13 protein-coding genes, 1 tRNA gene and 1 other RNA gene are annotated in these 15979 nt (G+C 41.9%); 11 read left to right on the forward strand and 4 right to left on the reverse strand.

Translation table 11 applies throughout. The features are described 5' to 3' along the window. Positions 1–9 precede the first annotated feature (9 nt). From NST62_RS14025 to NST62_RS14040, 4 genes are all read left to right on the forward strand, one after another. Positions 10–594, forward strand: coding sequence for a TIGR00730 family Rossman fold protein (locus NST62_RS14025; protein WP_141603137.1), 585 nt, complete (start codon positions 10–12; stop codon positions 592–594). Between the two features lie 158 nt (positions 595–752). Then, on the forward strand, positions 753–2036 hold the full coding sequence (locus tag NST62_RS14030; RefSeq protein ID WP_342462990.1) for a hypothetical protein: 1284 nt from the start codon (positions 753–755) through the stop codon (positions 2034–2036). Then, on the forward strand, positions 2029–3192 hold the full coding sequence (locus tag NST62_RS14035) for a hypothetical protein (protein ID WP_141603139.1): 1164 nt from the start codon (positions 2029–2031) through the stop codon (positions 3190–3192). The genes NST62_RS14030 and NST62_RS14035 overlap by 8 nt, the downstream gene beginning before the upstream one ends. A gap of 129 nt (positions 3193–3321) precedes the next feature. Continuing rightward, positions 3322–3942 (forward strand): RraA family protein, encoded by a 621-nt coding sequence (locus NST62_RS14040; protein ID WP_141603140.1) that lies wholly within the window; start codon positions 3322–3324, stop codon positions 3940–3942. A 141-nt stretch (positions 3943–4083) separates the two neighbouring features. On the opposite strand, the gene gltP is transcribed toward NST62_RS14040, so the two are convergent. The 4 genes from gltP to NST62_RS14060 form a co-directional block, all read right to left on the reverse strand. Then, positions 4084–5355, reverse strand: a complete 1272-nt coding sequence (gltP, locus tag NST62_RS14045; RefSeq protein ID WP_141603141.1) for a glutamate/aspartate:proton symporter GltP — start codon at positions 5353–5355, stop codon at positions 4084–4086. 89 nt (positions 5356–5444) lie between these two features. Next, the gene (locus tag NST62_RS14050) at positions 5445–6323 is read right to left on the reverse strand and encodes a response regulator (RefSeq protein ID WP_342462991.1); all 879 of its coding nucleotides are present in this window, start codon (positions 6321–6323) and stop codon (positions 5445–5447) included. Continuing rightward, positions 6320–7594 carry an ATP-binding protein gene (locus NST62_RS14055; protein ID WP_342462992.1) on the reverse strand — a complete coding sequence of 425 codons (1275 nt, stop codon included), beginning with the start codon at positions 7592–7594 and terminating at the stop codon, positions 6320–6322. Before NST62_RS14055 ends, NST62_RS14050 begins: the two co-directional genes overlap by 4 nt. Before the next feature lie 105 nt (positions 7595–7699). Then, positions 7700–7793 (reverse strand) — tRNA-Ser (locus tag NST62_RS14060). 168 nt (positions 7794–7961) lie between these two features. Here NST62_RS14060 and ffs point away from each other — a divergent pair. The 7 genes from ffs to NST62_RS14095 all read left to right on the forward strand — a co-directional run bounded on the left by ffs (position 7962) and on the right by NST62_RS14095 (position 15961). Continuing rightward, positions 7962–8227, forward strand: an RNA gene (ffs, locus tag NST62_RS14065) — signal recognition particle sRNA large type. A 242-nt stretch (positions 8228–8469) separates the two neighbouring features. Continuing rightward, entirely contained in the window at positions 8470–10839 is a 2370-nt protein-coding gene (locus NST62_RS14070) for a hypothetical protein (protein WP_328219823.1), read from the forward strand. After that, a complete protein-coding gene (locus NST62_RS14075; RefSeq protein WP_328219822.1) occupies positions 10836–11771 on the forward strand; it encodes an ABC transporter ATP-binding protein in 936 nt (311 codons plus the stop codon). The genes NST62_RS14070 and NST62_RS14075 overlap by 4 nt, the downstream gene beginning before the upstream one ends. Beyond that, positions 11768–12622: an ABC transporter permease gene (locus NST62_RS14080; protein WP_141603146.1), complete on the forward strand. Its 855-nt coding sequence runs from the start codon at positions 11768–11770 to the stop codon at positions 12620–12622. Before NST62_RS14075 ends, NST62_RS14080 begins: the two co-directional genes overlap by 4 nt. 11 nt (positions 12623–12633) lie before the next feature. Beyond that, positions 12634–14094 (forward strand): hypothetical protein, encoded by a 1461-nt coding sequence (locus NST62_RS14085; protein WP_141603147.1) that lies wholly within the window; start codon positions 12634–12636, stop codon positions 14092–14094. A gap of 38 nt (positions 14095–14132) precedes the next feature. Beyond that, positions 14133–15098, forward strand: coding sequence for a MoxR family ATPase (locus tag NST62_RS14090; protein WP_141603157.1), 966 nt, complete (start codon positions 14133–14135; stop codon positions 15096–15098). After that, positions 15092–15961: a DUF58 domain-containing protein gene (locus tag NST62_RS14095; protein WP_141603148.1), complete on the forward strand. Its 870-nt coding sequence runs from the start codon at positions 15092–15094 to the stop codon at positions 15959–15961. The genes NST62_RS14090 and NST62_RS14095 overlap by 7 nt, the downstream gene beginning before the upstream one ends. Positions 15962–15979 lie beyond the last annotated feature (18 nt).

The following is a 15979-nucleotide window of genomic DNA, read 5'->3' on the forward strand; positions in this document are numbered from 1 at the left end:
TTCGATATAATGAAAGAAAAAGAGAAGGTGACTTATTTGCGCGTAGCGGTTTATTGCGGTTCGGCACCGGGAAAATCACCGGTGTATGCCGAAGCGGCGATTGAGTTGGGAAAAGCATTGGCACGGAAACAATATGGAGTTGTTTATGGAGGGTCCACTCAAGGATTGATGGGCAAAGTGGCGGATGCCGCCCTTTCAGAAGGCGGAGAAGTAATCGGAGTGATGCCCAGACATTTAATGGACAAAGAGAAATTGCATACAGGCCTGACTGAATTATATATTGTTGATTCCATGCATGCCCGGAAAAAGAAAATGTCGGACCTCTCCAATGCATTTGTGGCGCTTCCGGGCGGTTGTGGCACGATGGATGAATATTTCGAAGCGTTTACTTGGGCTCAGATCGGTTTGCATAAAAAACCGGTCATTTTATACAACGTCAATGGCTTTTACGATTTGCTTGTTCAGCATTTTGAAAAGATGAAGGAAGAGGGATTTTTAAGAGAGCATCAACATCATCTTTTTAAGGTCGTTGAAACGTTGGAGGAATTGCTTTCCTATTTGGACAAGGTAAAGGAATCTCTGGAGAAAAAGTGAAACACGTTGGACTGCCTGGAAGGTTTATTTTCCAGGCAATTTTTTGTTTCATTTTTTAGTGACCCGTTTTTTCAAAACAAAACCGTTTTGTTTTGAAAAATCCGATCTTATTATGAGATATTTTAATTACGGAAAGTGCAGGGAGTGAGGGAATAGCGATGAGCTGGTTATTGCAGTGGGTGCTGCCAAATGAAGTTAAACAAATAGATGATTTGAATCGCAAGGATATTAAACAATCGATGCAACAACTTCACAATTTCGTCCTGCAACATCATGAGGAAGTAAAAAAAGTCTATGTTTGGGTTTATTTGCACCAGCCTTTTTCTGTGAGGAGATTATTGGAGCTTGAAACACAATGGGAAAATAAGCTGCAGATGAAAATCCACAAGGAAGTGGAATTGATTCCCGTTGTCAGGAAAAAGGGGAATTGGTTCGATGATATCCTCATAGAAGTGAATCAGGTGATTCACAGAATTTGCAACGAGGAGCCTTTTGATGAAATGGTGCTGGTATCATGCGGGGGGCAATCCCTGCTGCAACAGGCGGTACTCATAGGAGGAATCAAAACCTTTGCGGACCGTTTTTGCTTGATGTTGCAAGATCAAGCAACGGGAGAGGTTTTACGGCAGCAATTTTACGATTCCCCCTATAAAAAATCATGGCTTCAATTATATCAACATTTAATCCATGATTACAATTACGCGGGCGCTTTGAAATTAGTCGAAGGACTTGAAAAAAATAAAAAAACGCAATTTATAAAGCTTCTGTTAGAGGTCCAGCATTTAAGGGAAAATTTCAACTTTGAAGAGGCCTATGAAAAGTTCCGGGAAGCAAAAAAAATTCATCCCGCATCCAACTTGCGAATGTTGGGAACGGAAATCATCCTTCAACATTTAAATGGGGAGATGGGGGAACAGAAGAAAGAATTGGAGCAGATTCTGGAGCTTTATCGCCATATTAAAGCATTGCTTTTAAAAGAAAACTATCCCTCTTTTTTGACCCGGTTTTACCGGGCGAGGGAGGCCGTATTAAAATATATTGTCAAATATGGTTCCGATGAAGAGATTCAGCTTCCAAGGGTTTCGTCAATATACCAATTTATCGACCAAATAGAGGAACTTTATGAGGAAGGAAAAATCAACCGTTTTTTTGGTGTGTATTTTTACATTAAAAGTTCCAATGTGGCCAACGCGCTGAACGTTCGAAATAAGAGCTTTATCGGCCATAACCGTAAACCGATTTCGAAAAATGCCATTCTTTATGAATATTACGGTTCAAGAAATATTAAAATCCCCCAGGCTGCCGAACGGTTTTTAGGGGATACGCGCATCATGCTCCGGGATTTGGGAGGGGCATTGGATGATAATTTGGAAGAGATGAATAAATATTTGATTGAATTGATGATCAGCGCGGCAAGGGAAGGGGATGTAAAAGTTGATTAAAACGGTGTGGATTCTTCCCCAGGAGAAGGATTCAATAAGTATTGAGCAATTGTGGAAAGATGGATTTTTTGAGGAAGGATTAATCGCCCTGCACAGTTCAATGGAGACGGAACCGATCGCAAATGTTGAAAATGTTCGGCTGAAGGGGGAAACCCTTCAACAACTGGTTGATGATTTGGAGGAGTTTCTAGAAAATCTTGCCATGAAGGCAAAAAAAATCCGGATCATCGTTGAGAAAAATGGACATGTTTTGACGCAAGCGGCAATTCATTTTTGCATGACCCATTTCCCGTTAAAAACAGAAATAAGAATGAAGCACGAGCTATGGAGAAACTCCGATATTCATTGGAAGAGCGAGAGCGAAGAATTATATCAATTGGTGCACCACTTAATTTATTTAAATAAATATAAAATTGCTGAATTAATATTAAAAAACCATACGGACAACCAGGACCTTTTCCATTTGATCCGGTTCGGGGAGCATCTGCTCAATGGAGATGCGAAATTCATCGATTCCCATAATGAACTCTTCTATTTCAATTTATTGCAAAAGGTGCTCAAAAAGATTGATCATGACAAAGAAGAATTGGAATTCGTCCATATGATGAAGGGGCTGGTATATAGCAAACAGCGGCCGTTTATCTACTTTTTGCAGAATTATTGCAAGCAAGTATATAAAACGGAAGAACTGATAGATTTTATTGTGCTTTATTACCGGTTAGCCGAAGAATCGTTATTATATGCAATGGGATGGGATGCGGATAATAACAATTATTATTGGGTGCGCCATAATGCAAAAAGAAGTGTGCAGTTTGAAAAACCGGTATCCCGGCACTTTTACAGTTATTTAAAAATTATATTGGAAAAATCAAAGGAAGATCCGAAGAATAAATATTATGAAGAATTGGTAAAGGATTTCACACAAGAATGGCTCATCGGATTAATCGATTTGCGCCATGAGGGCATCAGCGGACATGGATTCAGGCATTTTAGCAAGGAATTGTTTGAGAAAATTGCTTCGGGAAACCCGATTGACAAGATGAACGGACTTCTTGCACGGTATGGACTTTATCCGAAGCATGATTTGTTCGAACTGATTCAGAAGGCAATCCTTGCTTTGGCGAGAAATTCGCTGATGAGGGCAAGCGATTCATAAAAAATAAATCCTTTTCTTCGTTTATGAGAATTTCTTGAAGGAAATTGAAAAATTTATGGAAAACGGAATATTTATCCCTTAATATAGAATTGTTAAAATATTAAGGAAATTCAAAGGGGTTATGTTGATATGTCAAATTTAATCGAGAAATTTTTAGCGATACCAACGACAGCCATTTCCGATGCAACGGGGGGACATACAAATTTAGATGCAAAAATTAAGCCGTTAAGCGATCATTATAAAATTGCAGGCCGGGCTGTAACGGTACGATTGCCTGACGGAGAAAACAAAGCCGTGCTTGAAGCCATCAGCATTGCCCAAAAAGGCGATATCATCGTCATTGATGCAAAAGGAAATACGAACCGGGCAGTAGCCGGGGATTTTGTCGCTTCGCTGGCAAAGGGACTGGGAATTCAAGGATTTGTAGTAAATGGTGTCATCCGTGATATCGCCGCAATGCGTGAACTGGATTTCCCGATCTTTGCTTTGGGAACAACAGTGGCAAGCGGAAATAAACATGGCGGCGGAAAAGTGAATGTTCCGATAGCCATTGGCGGCGTAAGCGTCCAACCGGGAGACTTTATTGTGGGGGATGTGGATGGAGTCGTCGTAATTCCGCAAGGCGAAGAAGAAGAAATTTTGAAAAAGGCCGAAGAAAAATTGGCAAAAGATGAGGCGAGAGAAAAAGAAGCTCTCGCAAATGGAGAAGAGTCAATCCGCAAATATCTTGAAAAAGCTTTGGCCAAATAATATATAAAAAGCTGGATAAAAAGTTTTCCTCTTTCTATCCAGCCCAACTAATTACAGGAATTTATCCTTGGTTATAGAAAATTTTAAAACGTTTACATAGAAAAGGAGCCTTGCCTGAAGGCCCCCTTTTCTTTTCTATTTTTATTTTGCTAAATCAGTCACATATTCATTCATTTGGCTTTCATCAAATCGGTGTTCCCATTTTGACATGACGATCGCTGCCAGGGAGTTTCCGACTACGTTGACCGCAGTACGGGCCATGTCCAGGATACGGTCGATTCCTGCAATGAAAGCCAGTCCTTCCAATGGAATTCCGACAGATCCCAATGTTGCCAACAATACGACGAAGGATACACCAGGCACGCCGGCAATTCCTTTTGAAGTTACCATTAACACAAGCACTAATGTCACTTGTTCAGCAATGGATAAATCGATGCCGTACAATTGTGCAATAAAGATCGCCGCGATGGATTGATATAATGTGGAACCGTCCAGGTTAAATGAATAGCCTGTTGGAATCACAAAGGATGTAATATCCTTTGGACAACCAAAGCGTTCCATTTTTTGCATAATGCGAGGCAATACCGTTTCGGAGCTAGATGTGGAGTAAGCCAAAATCAGCTCGTCCTTTAGAACTTTAATCACTTGGAAAATATTCACGTTGACGATTTTGGCCGTAATGCCCAATACGACGATGACGAAGAAAATCATCGCACCATAAACAACGACGACTAATTTTCCAAGCGGAATCAATGATTCCAATCCAAATTTTGAAACGGTTACAGCCATCAAGCCGAATACCCCGAATGGAGCAAATTTCATCACCAGGTTTGTTACCCAGAACATGGCGTCCGCAACCCCATGCGCAAAAGCAAGGACCGGTTTCCCGCGTTCACCGATTGCTGCAACTCCTAAACCGAATAATACGGAGAAGAAGATTACGGACAACATATCGCCTTGTGCCATGGAATCAATAATGTTTGTCGGCACAATTCCGACGATTGTATCGATAAAGCCTCCTTCATGTTCCACTTTTTCCGTCGTTTCCACATAGGAGGAAATATCCGTTTGTTCCAATTGATTCATGTCGATGCCGTCACCTGGTCTGAATATGTTTGTGACAAGCAAACCAAGGATGATGGCAATCGTCGTGATGATTTCAAAATAGATCAATGTTTTCCCGCCAAGGCGGCCGAGTTGTTTCAAATCCCCTGTTCCAGCAACACCGACAATTAACGTCGAAATGATGATTGGTATAACAATCATCTTAATCAAGTTTAAAAAGATGGTACCAAGCGGTTTTAAATAAGTTTCGACGTTTGGATTTCCATAAAAAATAGCCCCTACAACAATCCCCAATACTAGCGCAATCAAAATTTGCGAAGCTAAACTCAGTTTAAATTTCTTTCTCAAAAAACTCACCCCTTGTTTAAATAAAAAAATAAGCAAGTTTATATTAATTAGCCACTTACAAAATCCGACAAAATCCTATAAAAATTTTTTTAATTAACTTTATTGATAATATCTGCAAACAACACCTGGATGAATTTTTTGATATTTATTTTCACTTTTCTTTCTTCATTGTTCTTAATTTGGCTCATCAGTTTCCGGATTTCCGTAAATTCAAAATAGCGCGGGGCATAATATTCAAATTCTGAGTTTGTATAATCTACTAAACCCAGGTTCGCCAGGTTGATCATCGCTGCCAAGATGGTGCGGCGAATGCGTTGTTCGATTGATTTGCTTTCCTTTATGATTTCATCAGGGGTGTTTTTTGTCAGTTTAGCAACGCGTTCATACAATTCTTTTAATGGGGGCAGGGGAGTGTTTCTTTGCTTGTCCATCATCAATAATTCAATGATCTTTGTTATATCTTCGCTTCCCACTTCCCCAACGATTCCCATATCATTCAAGATGCTTAATACATGGTCGCGGGGAGATTTCTTTGAATGCTGGATGGCCGGTGATTCGATATTGGAGAGGGATTCGCGTATAACTGAAATGGAGGTTTTTAGCCGGTATTGTTCCTCCGTTTTTCTTAGTACCATCTCCACTTCCACTTTATTGATCGGCTTATGGATAAAAAACTCAATGCCTTTTTCATAAGCCTGGGCCACCATTTCTTTATTGATTACTTGGGAAATCATGATGAATTTTCCGTCATAATGATTTTCCCGCAGTCGTTCAATCGTTGATAATCCATCCAGTTTGGGCATTAATAAATCAATGAGCACAAAGTCCGGCTGCAACATTAGAACTTGAGGAATTGCTTCTTCTCCATTCGAAGCTTCGCCAATGACGGTTCCAAGTTGGCTTTCTTCAATAATTTGAGCCAACATCGCACGGCTTGCCCGATCGTCATCCACTATAAAGTACCTCATGGCACGTCTCCTTTTTGCAAATGTTGAATTGGAATATGAATGGTAAATTTGGTTGTTTGATCGCTTTCAACATGGATGGTTCCATTGAGTTTCTCAACGATTGCTTGAACATGAGATAAACCGATGCCTGTCGAAGGCACCCCTTCACGATTGTATTTTGTCGTAAATCCTGCATCGAATATGACAGGAATCAAATTCTCCGGAATTCCCACGCCTGTATCTTCCACTGAAATGATTACATCATCTTCCCCGGTATTAATCGAAATATGAATGACCCCTTTTTCTTCAATCGCCTCCACGGCATTGGCGACTAAATTGTTGATAAGGGCAAGCAAAGGGATATGCTCATTGGTTCGGAAATCTTCATTATAGGAAATCATGAAGTCAATCTGTTTGTTTAACATTTCACTGTATTTTTCATTTGCTTCTTTTACAAATTGGAGCAATTCGGAAATGAAATAGGCATCCAATGGTTCCATGTTTAGAATCTTTGATAATCCGGCATAAATTCTTTGTTCATCTTTCTTAACCTCGTGAATTTCTTGGGCAATATTAAGGGCTTTCATGCTTAACGTAAGGTCGATATTTTTTAATTCATCATACAAGCTATAGCTCTCTGCCGTGATTTTCTCGATTTCATTCATCGATTTTTTTAAATATAAAGCTTCCACATAAAGGGTGGAAATGAAGTTTAACAACTGCTGCACTTGCCTTTTCTGTTCCTTTACCGTGATGGAACTGTAAATCCCAACAACAAAGAAACTTCTTAGTACGGCAACGAGCAGAAGCAATAAAACTTCCTTAATGGTTATGGGTATGTTGGTTATAAAAAAGGAAGTGGTTAATTGTTCAATAGAGTTGCTTGCAAATTCAATAATGGTTACCCAACTTGCCAATAAAAAAGGTTTCGATTTAAACTTCTCGAGTTTGATCATGTGTAAGCCGAGCGCAAACAAGATGTAAAAAAGACCCGCCGGCAGGTGGGAAATCAGTGAACTGGTAAAAGCGCTCTCATAAATGAACACATCCAGCATTGTTCGAAAAAGCGCGATGACCATTCCGGTGGCAAATCCCGCATAAATCAAAGGCAAAGGGCTGATTAATGCTGCCAAAAAAAACATGACGGTACCCAATCCAAACCGGAAAGGGGCCCCTTCAAAAGGGATTACTTTCACTTCGCTGGCAACCGCTGTGATGATCGCAACGATAAAGATCAATAATGCATCATTTCGATCGATGAATTTTTTTGTTCCATTATAGACCCTCTGCAAAGAATAGTTCTTTCATTATTCTAATCTAAAGCAGGTAGAAAATAAAAAAATTTGATAAAATAAAAAACCACTACTGAAGCAGTAGTGGTTGGAATTTCTTATGTATGGTGGAGGAAGAGGGATTTGAACCCCCGCGCGGGTGTGACCCGCCTGTCGGTTTTCAAGACCGATCCCTTCAGCCAGACTTGGGTATTCCTCCATTTCGACAGCAAAAAATATATCATGGTATTTTCAATATGTCAATAAATTAATATCAACGAAAAATAATTCAAATAAAGGATAAGAAAGGTTGTACTTGTTGCAATTTGAAGAATCGCCAGAACAAAACATTGCAATTTCCCGTTTACATGGGGTATACTTATTTATGCCGTGCTAGGTGGGGAGGTAGCGGTGCCCTGTAACTCGCAATCCGCTCCAGCGAGACTGAAGTCCTTTTTGAGGCTGTATGCATGTAGGGTTTGCCTCTTGCACGTAGCGTTGACGGTTGGGTCCCGCGCAATGGGTAGCCACGAACCATGTCAGGTCCGGAAGGAAGCAGCATTAAGTGGTTTCACCCATGTGCCGTGGGGCAGCCTGACCCGAGCTGGCGACAAGAGTAGCACCTATGTGCTGCAGTCGAGAAAAGGTGCACGGCTTCTATTATGATGATTTGCCGATCCGGCTTTTAAATACAGGAATGAAAAGGTTGCAGAGACCTTAAAGTTGGGTTTCTGCAGCCTTTTTTTATTGCTATTCAAAGGAATCTTGCTCCATACAATCGAACAAACTCTTAATAAAGATTTAATATTTTCTAATTAATTTATAATTTCCGCAACTATATGCTTGAATAAACGTACTAATCTATAAAGAATGAAAAGAAAAGGAGATGTGAACGTGTGTATAGAAACATACTGATTTTCATCTTGATGTTTTTTTTCAGCTTCTTTGTTCAAATTGAAACGGCACGTGCTGCACCGCAATTGGACGTAAAAGCCGAGGTCGGTGTAAACAATACCATTAAACTGTACGAACCGTTGCCTTTAAAATTGACGATTACGAATAACGGGAGCGCCTTTTCCGGCGATTTGGTGATTGATGCATCCGTCACGTTTGCAGCGGGATCTGCACTGGTTTATCCGTTGGACCTCGCGGAAGGTGAAACGAAAACATTAACGATTTATGTAGATGGTTTTTCAGATGATTATTTATATAGTTCCCAGAATGAAAGTCTTTTTACCTTTTATGAAGGCGGCATTGAAAAAGGGAAAGTAGTCGATTTTACAGGAGATAAGAAGCCGCGTTTCCGTCATTTTTTAGCTGACGATTCCATTTTCATTTTCACGTATACAGAAAACAGCGACCGTTTGGCGGCCTTATTGCGTTTGAAGCAGTATCTTCAAAATGAAAATATTGAAATTTTTCATCTGAACCAACTTCCCGGATATGAATTCCCGGAAGACTACAAAGGTTTTGCCATGGCGGATTTATTTATAGTGGATGAATTGAGTATAGCGGATTTACCGAAAAAAACACAGGAAGCTTTATTTGAATGGGTTGAAAAAGGGGGAACCCTTCTCGTTGGAGCGTCAGAGCAAGTAGAACGTTCCATGGGGATATTTAGCAGCCACCTTCCTTTGAATCTGACCAGCGAGAAAACCATCGTCACGCAAGAGGCGTTGAATGTCTTATCAAAAGGCGGCATATTTACGGAAGGCATTGAAGTGTTCCGGGCGACTGAACGCGAAGGCAGCCAAAGAATCCTGGCAGACGGGGATACTTTACTTGCTTCATCCATGGATTTGGGACAAGGGAAAATCATTCAAACAACATTTTCGCTGGGCGACCAACCGCTGTCTACAATGGACGGATATGGAAAATTATTAAACGAAATGCTGCAGCTGCAAACAACTTTTTCGAAATGGAGCAGAGGGAATTATTTAGACTCTTTATCTTATGAGCTTGGAAGTTTCAACGAATTATTTCCGTCTTTTAAAGTCAACACATTCATTGTTCTGATTACGATTATTCTCTATATGTTCCTTGTCGGGCCGATCTTATATCTTTTATTGAAAAAATTAGATAAGCGGGAGCATGCATGGTGGTTAATTCCTGTTATTTCCATTGTATTGACTTTGGCGATATTTTTGATCGGGGCAAAAGAACGCATTTTGCAGTCGCAAATCAATCAATCCGCTTTTTATAAAGTGAATGGAAATAACTTGTCAGGTTATTATGTGGAATCCATTTTAACGAATCGGAACGGGGATTTTGTGTTTACAATGGATGAACATACTTCCGGCTATGCAACAAGAGACAATGATTTTGGCGTTTCAGGGAGATTGCATGAAAAATCCTATATCAAAAAACACGGAGACGGGTCCAGCATCCATTTGCGAAATTTGAATTATTGGTCTGTACAATCAATCATTGGGGAAACAACGATTCCGGATGCGGGAAATTTTGATATCGATTTGACAGTGACTGAGTCCAGAATTCACGGAACAGTAAAAAACAATTTCCCGTTTGCGGTTAAAGATGCAACGATTTGGTCCGGATCTCAAGAGATCAAAATAGGGGACATTCAGCCCAATGAAACGGTAAAAATTAATAAAAAACTGAACAGTTCCATTCTGTTAAAACCGGTTGCATATGCCACTTATTGGGATGAGCCGAGAAATGTGGAAGAGCTGATTCCAAAAAGAATTGAACAACTAAAATATCAATCTGTATATTTAATCGATGAAAATCATCCGGTGTTAATCGGTTGGGTGGAAGATCCCCTCGTCGGCATCCAATTGGACGGAAATGCGGAAGTAAATCCGATTTCGGTGATTCTTCAAGAATTCCAGCCGAAAATGGAAATTAAAGGGGAGTTCAAAGTCAATGATAGCATGATGGAAATGTGGGTATATCCAGTGGATGACGGATATGCCGAGTTGACCGACGAACTATCGAATGAATATTTGATGAGCCCGGGTGATTATGAATTCCAAATTGTTGTTCCGGAAGAATTATTGAACGAGAAATACCAATTAAAGGAAATCAAAATCCGAAATCGTGAAAAGAACAATTTAACAATGTCCATATGGAATTTTTCGACAAGCACTTATGAAGAAATTCAGGATCGGGAATGGGCCATCAAAGAAAATCTTCAACACTATATTTCCGAAAACCGGGAAATCAAAATGTTATTAAAAGTCGGCGGAGATCAGGATGTGCAAATCCATTTACCTGCGTTAGAAATCAAGGGGGTGGCGAAAGAATGATTGAAATCCAAAATCTTACGAAGAAGTTTGGCGATTTTAAAGCCCTTGACGGTTTGAATATGACAGTAGGGGAAGGAATTGTTTTCGGCTTTGTCGGTGCCAATGGGGCAGGAAAAACGACGGCTTTTTCCATTCTTGCCACCCTTCTTGCGCCAACCTCAGGGGATGCCTTCATAGACGGAAAAAGTGTTGTGAAAGAACCGCAGGAAGTGCGGAGAATCATTGGCTACATGCCTGACTTTTTCGGTGTATATGACCAGCTGAAAACAGATGAATATTTGGATTTTTACGGAGCTTGCTACGGAATTCCGGAAAGAGAACGGAAAGTGTTGATTCCGCAACTGTTGGAACTCGTTAATTTGTCAGATAAACGATATGAGTATGTGGATTTGTTATCCCGGGGGATGAAGCAGCGGCTATGTTTGGCCCGATGCCTGATCCATGATCCGAAAGTGCTGATTCTGGACGAACCGGCTTCCGGTCTGGACCCGCGCGCAAGGGTGGAGATGCGGGAAATCATCAAGCATCTGAAAGCTATGGGAAAAACGATTTTAATTTCATCCCATATTTTGCCTGAGCTTGCGGAAATGTGTGATGAAATCGGCGTCATCGACAAAGGGAAGTTGATCACCCAAGGAAATGTTGAAGCGATTCAGGCCCAATTGCAAGGTGATCGGCATATTACCGTGAAAGTTTTAAATGAGGTTGAAAAAACGGTGAAGTTTTTGGAAGAAGATCCGTTTGTATCATCCATTGAGGTGATGGAAGGACACGGAGAAATAACATTCATTTATAAAGGGTCAAAAGAGGAACAAATGCAATTATTGCGAAAAGCCATTACAGCGGGACTTTCCATTTATGCGTTTATGGAAGAGGAAAAAGATTTGGAAGATGTGTATATGGCCATTACGAAAGGAGCGGATACAAAATGAAGGGGATCATCTTTAATCCTGTATTGTTGAAAGAACTGAAATTGCGTTTCCGCACCTTTAAAAGCTTCTCCGGCTTAATGTTTTATTTATCGGTGTTAATTATTTTTGTATCAGGCTTTTTGCTTGTATTCACCGAATTTTCATTGACGGGATTTTTCAAACCGAGCGAAAGTTTTATGATGTTTTCCGTTATTTCTGTTTTGCAAATGGGCCTTGTCATGTTCATGGCGCCGGCGCTTACTGCCGGGTCCATCAGTACGGAGCGCGAGAAACAAACATTAAATATTTTGCTGACGACAACCCAAACCTCTGCGCAAATCATCGTCGGAAAGCTGTTGTCGTCGGTGGCATTCCTTATTTTAATGCTCATTGCCGGACTTCCGCTTTATAGCATTGTATTTTTATTCGGAGGGGTGTCTCCATGGCAATTCATCACCATGTTCTTCTATTATCTGGTGACGTTGATCGCCATTGGGAGCATAGGAATCATGATTTCCACCCTTACGAAAAGAACGATTGTTTCGATGATTGCGACTTACGGCACAATGGTCTTTTTAGGATTTATTACCTTATTCTTTTATTTCATCGGTTTATCTTTAGAACAGTTGTTCATAGCGCAAAATCCTAATACAGCACCATTTTCGCCGATCACCTATTTTTGGGCGAGCATTAACCCGGGGGTATTAATTGTTACATTGCTCAGCCCTGATATCAAGAGTGCGCTGACGGAATCCGTCGGCATCAGTTTTCCGAATTGGATTATTTATTTAATCTTTTACGTGCTGATTACGGCATTAAGTTTAACCATTGCAATCCGCAAATTGCGGGCAAATATGAAAACGAACCGTTAGGGGTGGGAACGATGGATCGTCAAAAATACTTAATGAAATATATAAATCGGGCAAAACGGAGTTTAAATGCGGAGAAAATGCTGCCTTTATTGCAATACGGCGTTTTTCTTTCATTGGTGTTCACTTTGGCGATCCTGTTCGTTTCCCGATTTTTTGTTTTCGCCTATTATGACGAAATCGCCTTGGCTGTTGCCTGTGCCACGATTGTTGCAACGGCCGTTTATATGTGGTGGAAGCGCGTCCGAACAAAGGAAGCATTGCGGAGATTGGATGATTTTTACCCATTTAACGAACTGGTAACGGCTTTATCTTTCAAAGAAAATGAACATCCATTGGCCGATTCGATTATGGACAAAGCGGTAAAGGAATCGGAAAAGGCTTTTGAACGTTTTAAACGCCGCACGAAACAATATTGGCGTCCAAAGGCTTTATTTGGTATTTTGATTGTTTCGATCATCACGGCCGCTTTATGGATTTTCCCTTCTGAAACGCAGCAGGAAGCGCAAGTGGTTGAAAAGGAACAGGAAGTCATCAGGGATATCAAAAAGGAAGTGGCGAAATTAGAAAGAAAAGCCGAATCCGAAGATGTAAAAAAGGAATTGAAAGAGCTGCTTGGAAGGTTGAAAGAAGCGGAAACCCCCGAACAGGCTCTCCGGGAAGTGGTGAAAAAGCAGAAAGAATTGAAATTGCAGGAACAAAAACTGCAAGAAAAAAGGCTTGCTGAAAACGCGGATGGGTCAGGATTGACGGAAGGGGAACTGCAGAAGCTGAAAGATCTTGCGGAAGTGCAAAGTTCTCTGGCCCAGCATGCATTAAGCACCCAGAAAGCCATAAGCAAACTTGGAGCGCCTCTCAGTTTCGAGTTGCAAAACACCATCGGCAAAATGATGGAGGATGCCCAAACCGGCTCGAAGAACGGGAGTACGTCCAATCATCAAACAGGAAATTCCAATACAAACCAAGGGAATAATAATCAGCAAAATAATGGTCAGCAAGGCCAGGGAAGTACCGGTTCGGGGAATAACCAGGGCCAAGGAAACACCGGATCGAATAATCAAGGTCAGGGAAGCACCGGATCAGGAAATAACCAAGGCCAATGGAATACCGGTTCCGGAACCGGCCAGGGCCAAGGAAGCGGTTCGGGAACAGGCGGGCAAGGCTCGGGAAGCGGGTCTTCTGCTGGCGGCGGTGCAGGAAAGGGATCGGGAGGGCGCACTCTTCTCTCAATTCCTTCTGAACGGTTGGGCGAGAGACGTCCACCTACCGTGGATGGCGGTCCGTTGGGGCAAGGAAATCCGGCAGGCGAACAAAAAGGGCAGGTACCGGTAACAAAGGGAACCGTTCGAAGCTACGAAGAAGTGATAGGAGCTTATGAAGAGAGATATATGCAAAGCGCCAAACGAATGCAACTGCCGAGAGATTTGCAAAATGTAGTGGAATCATATTTTTCATCGTTACAGTCTGAACAATAGGGGGAATTCGTTTGTATAGTGAACAGCAATATGTGGAAATGGCTGAACAATTGCAGCGGGTAAGGGAGGAAATTGGAAAATTCATAGTCGGCCAGGAAGAGGCGATCGAATATACCCTGTTCTCCATTTTGGCGGATGGCCATGCGCTGCTTGAAGGATTGCCGGGGATGGGGAAGACGATGCTGATCCGGACCATTTCAAGGGTTTTGGATTTATCTTTTTCCCGCATCCAATTTACGCCGGATTTGATGCCCGCTGATATTACGGGGACGAATATCATCCAGAGGACAGAAAGCGGAAGACAGCAATTTGAGTTTCAGCCGGGCCCGATTTTCAGTCAAATGGTGTTGGCCGATGAAATTAACCGCGCCACACCGAAAACGCAGAGCGCTTTATTGGAGGCGATGGGTGAAAGAACGGTGACCATTTTGGGTGATTCGAAACCCATGGCGAAACCGTTTTTCGTGTTAGCGACCCAAAACCCGATCGAGATGGAAGGAACGTACCCTTTGCCGGAAGCGCAAATGGACCGTTTTTTATGCAAAATACTTGTTCCCTATCCAAGCAAAGAGGAGTTAATTGAAATTGTCAAACGGACAACGGGAGCGCAAACCGTTCAGTTGGAAAAAGTGATGGATGCAGAGCGCTTAATGGCTGCGCAGCAAATGGTCAAGGAAGTATTGGTGGCTGATGAAATGTTGGAATATGCGGCGGATTTGGTGGTGGCAACCAATCCAAAAGAGGACAATGCTCCTTCTTTTGTGAAGCAATATGTCTTGTACGGAAGCGGACCGAGGGGATTCCAAAGCATCATCAAATTGGCCAAAGCCCGCGCGGTATATAACGGAAGATTCCATGTGGCCCTTGCGGATATTAAAGCTGTGGCAAAACCGGCATTGCGCCACCGGCTGCTTTTGAACTATGAAGGGGAAGCAACGGGAAGAACAACGGATGAATTAATAGAAGAAATTTTAAATCATGTTCCCCAGGGTGCTTTATCATGAATTCATTCATTTTAACGGAAGATTTCATTTCAAAATTGGTGCGCTTGTCGGTGGCCACATCTTCGAAATTGAGGGGTCAGCACAAAGGCTCCCACCGTTCCCACCGCTTCGGCTCTTCCCTGGATTTTTCCGACTATCGGGAATATGCCATGGGTGACGATGTGCGTCAAGTGGACTGGAATGTCTACGCAAGGACGGAAAAATATTTTATTAAGCGGTTTTTGGATGAACAAGAAATGAGAGTGCATATTTTGCTGGATTCTTCCCGTTCGATGGGGGAAGAGAAGAAGTGGCTGTTTGCAAGGCAAATTGCCAGTGCCTTGGGATTCATGGTGTTAAACAGGGACGACCGGCTTTCTTTTTCCGCTTTGGAGGAAGAAATTATCTTTAGAAAAAAAGGGGCGGCCTATCGGAAAGCCTTTTTGCAAATGGTGGCAAACATGCCGGATGCCTCTTTTAAAGGAAGTTTTGCAAGGAACGGAATAAAAGCTTTGCCAAAAGACTGCACCGTTCTGTTTGTAGTGACGGATGGTTTGGAACCTTTGGGGGAATGGGAACATTTTTTCCGCAAGCTGCCCCATTTTTCGGGCGATGTCCGCTGCATTCAAATCGTGACGGAAGAAGAATTGCATCCGCCCTATACAGGAGACATCCGGCTGATTGATGTGGAAAGTGACGAAGAATTGAATGTTTCGATGTCAAATAAAGTGCTGGAAGACTATCAAAAGGGGCGCGAGCAGCACGAAAAGGCTTTCCACGCCATCTGCAGCCGCTTCGGCATTAAAACGATCCAATTGGTGGCTGATGATGGGATTGAACGGGCGGTTTTCCATCATCTTCTAAAGAATCGGTGGATACAGTGAGGTGATTTGCATTGGGGT

It is taken from the genome of Ureibacillus sp. FSL K6-8385 (assembly GCF_038593155.1).
GTDB classification, from domain to species: domain Bacteria; phylum Bacillota; class Bacilli; order Bacillales_A; family Planococcaceae; genus Ureibacillus; species Ureibacillus terrenus.

Coding starts and splice junctions, on each gene's coding strand:
- NST62_RS14030 (WP_342462990.1), top strand. CDS start 753: ATGAGCTGGTTATTGCAGTGGGTGCTGCCAAATGAAGTTAAACAAATA.
- NST62_RS14080 (WP_141603146.1), top strand. CDS start 11,768: ATGAAGGGGATCATCTTTAATCCTGTATTGTTGAAAGAACTGAAATTG.
- NST62_RS14040 (WP_141603140.1), top strand. CDS start 3,322: ATGTCAAATTTAATCGAGAAATTTTTAGCGATACCAACGACAGCCATT.
- NST62_RS14025 (WP_141603137.1), top strand. CDS start 10: ATGAAAGAAAAAGAGAAGGTGACTTATTTGCGCGTAGCGGTTTATTGC.
- NST62_RS14050 (WP_342462991.1), bottom strand. CDS start 6,323: ATGAGGTACTTTATAGTGGATGACGATCGGGCAAGCCGTGCGATGTTG.
- NST62_RS14075 (WP_328219822.1), top strand. CDS start 10,836: ATGATTGAAATCCAAAATCTTACGAAGAAGTTTGGCGATTTTAAAGCC.
- NST62_RS14090 (WP_141603157.1), top strand. CDS start 14,133: ATGGCTGAACAATTGCAGCGGGTAAGGGAGGAAATTGGAAAATTCATA.
- NST62_RS14085 (WP_141603147.1), top strand. CDS start 12,634: ATGGATCGTCAAAAATACTTAATGAAATATATAAATCGGGCAAAACGG.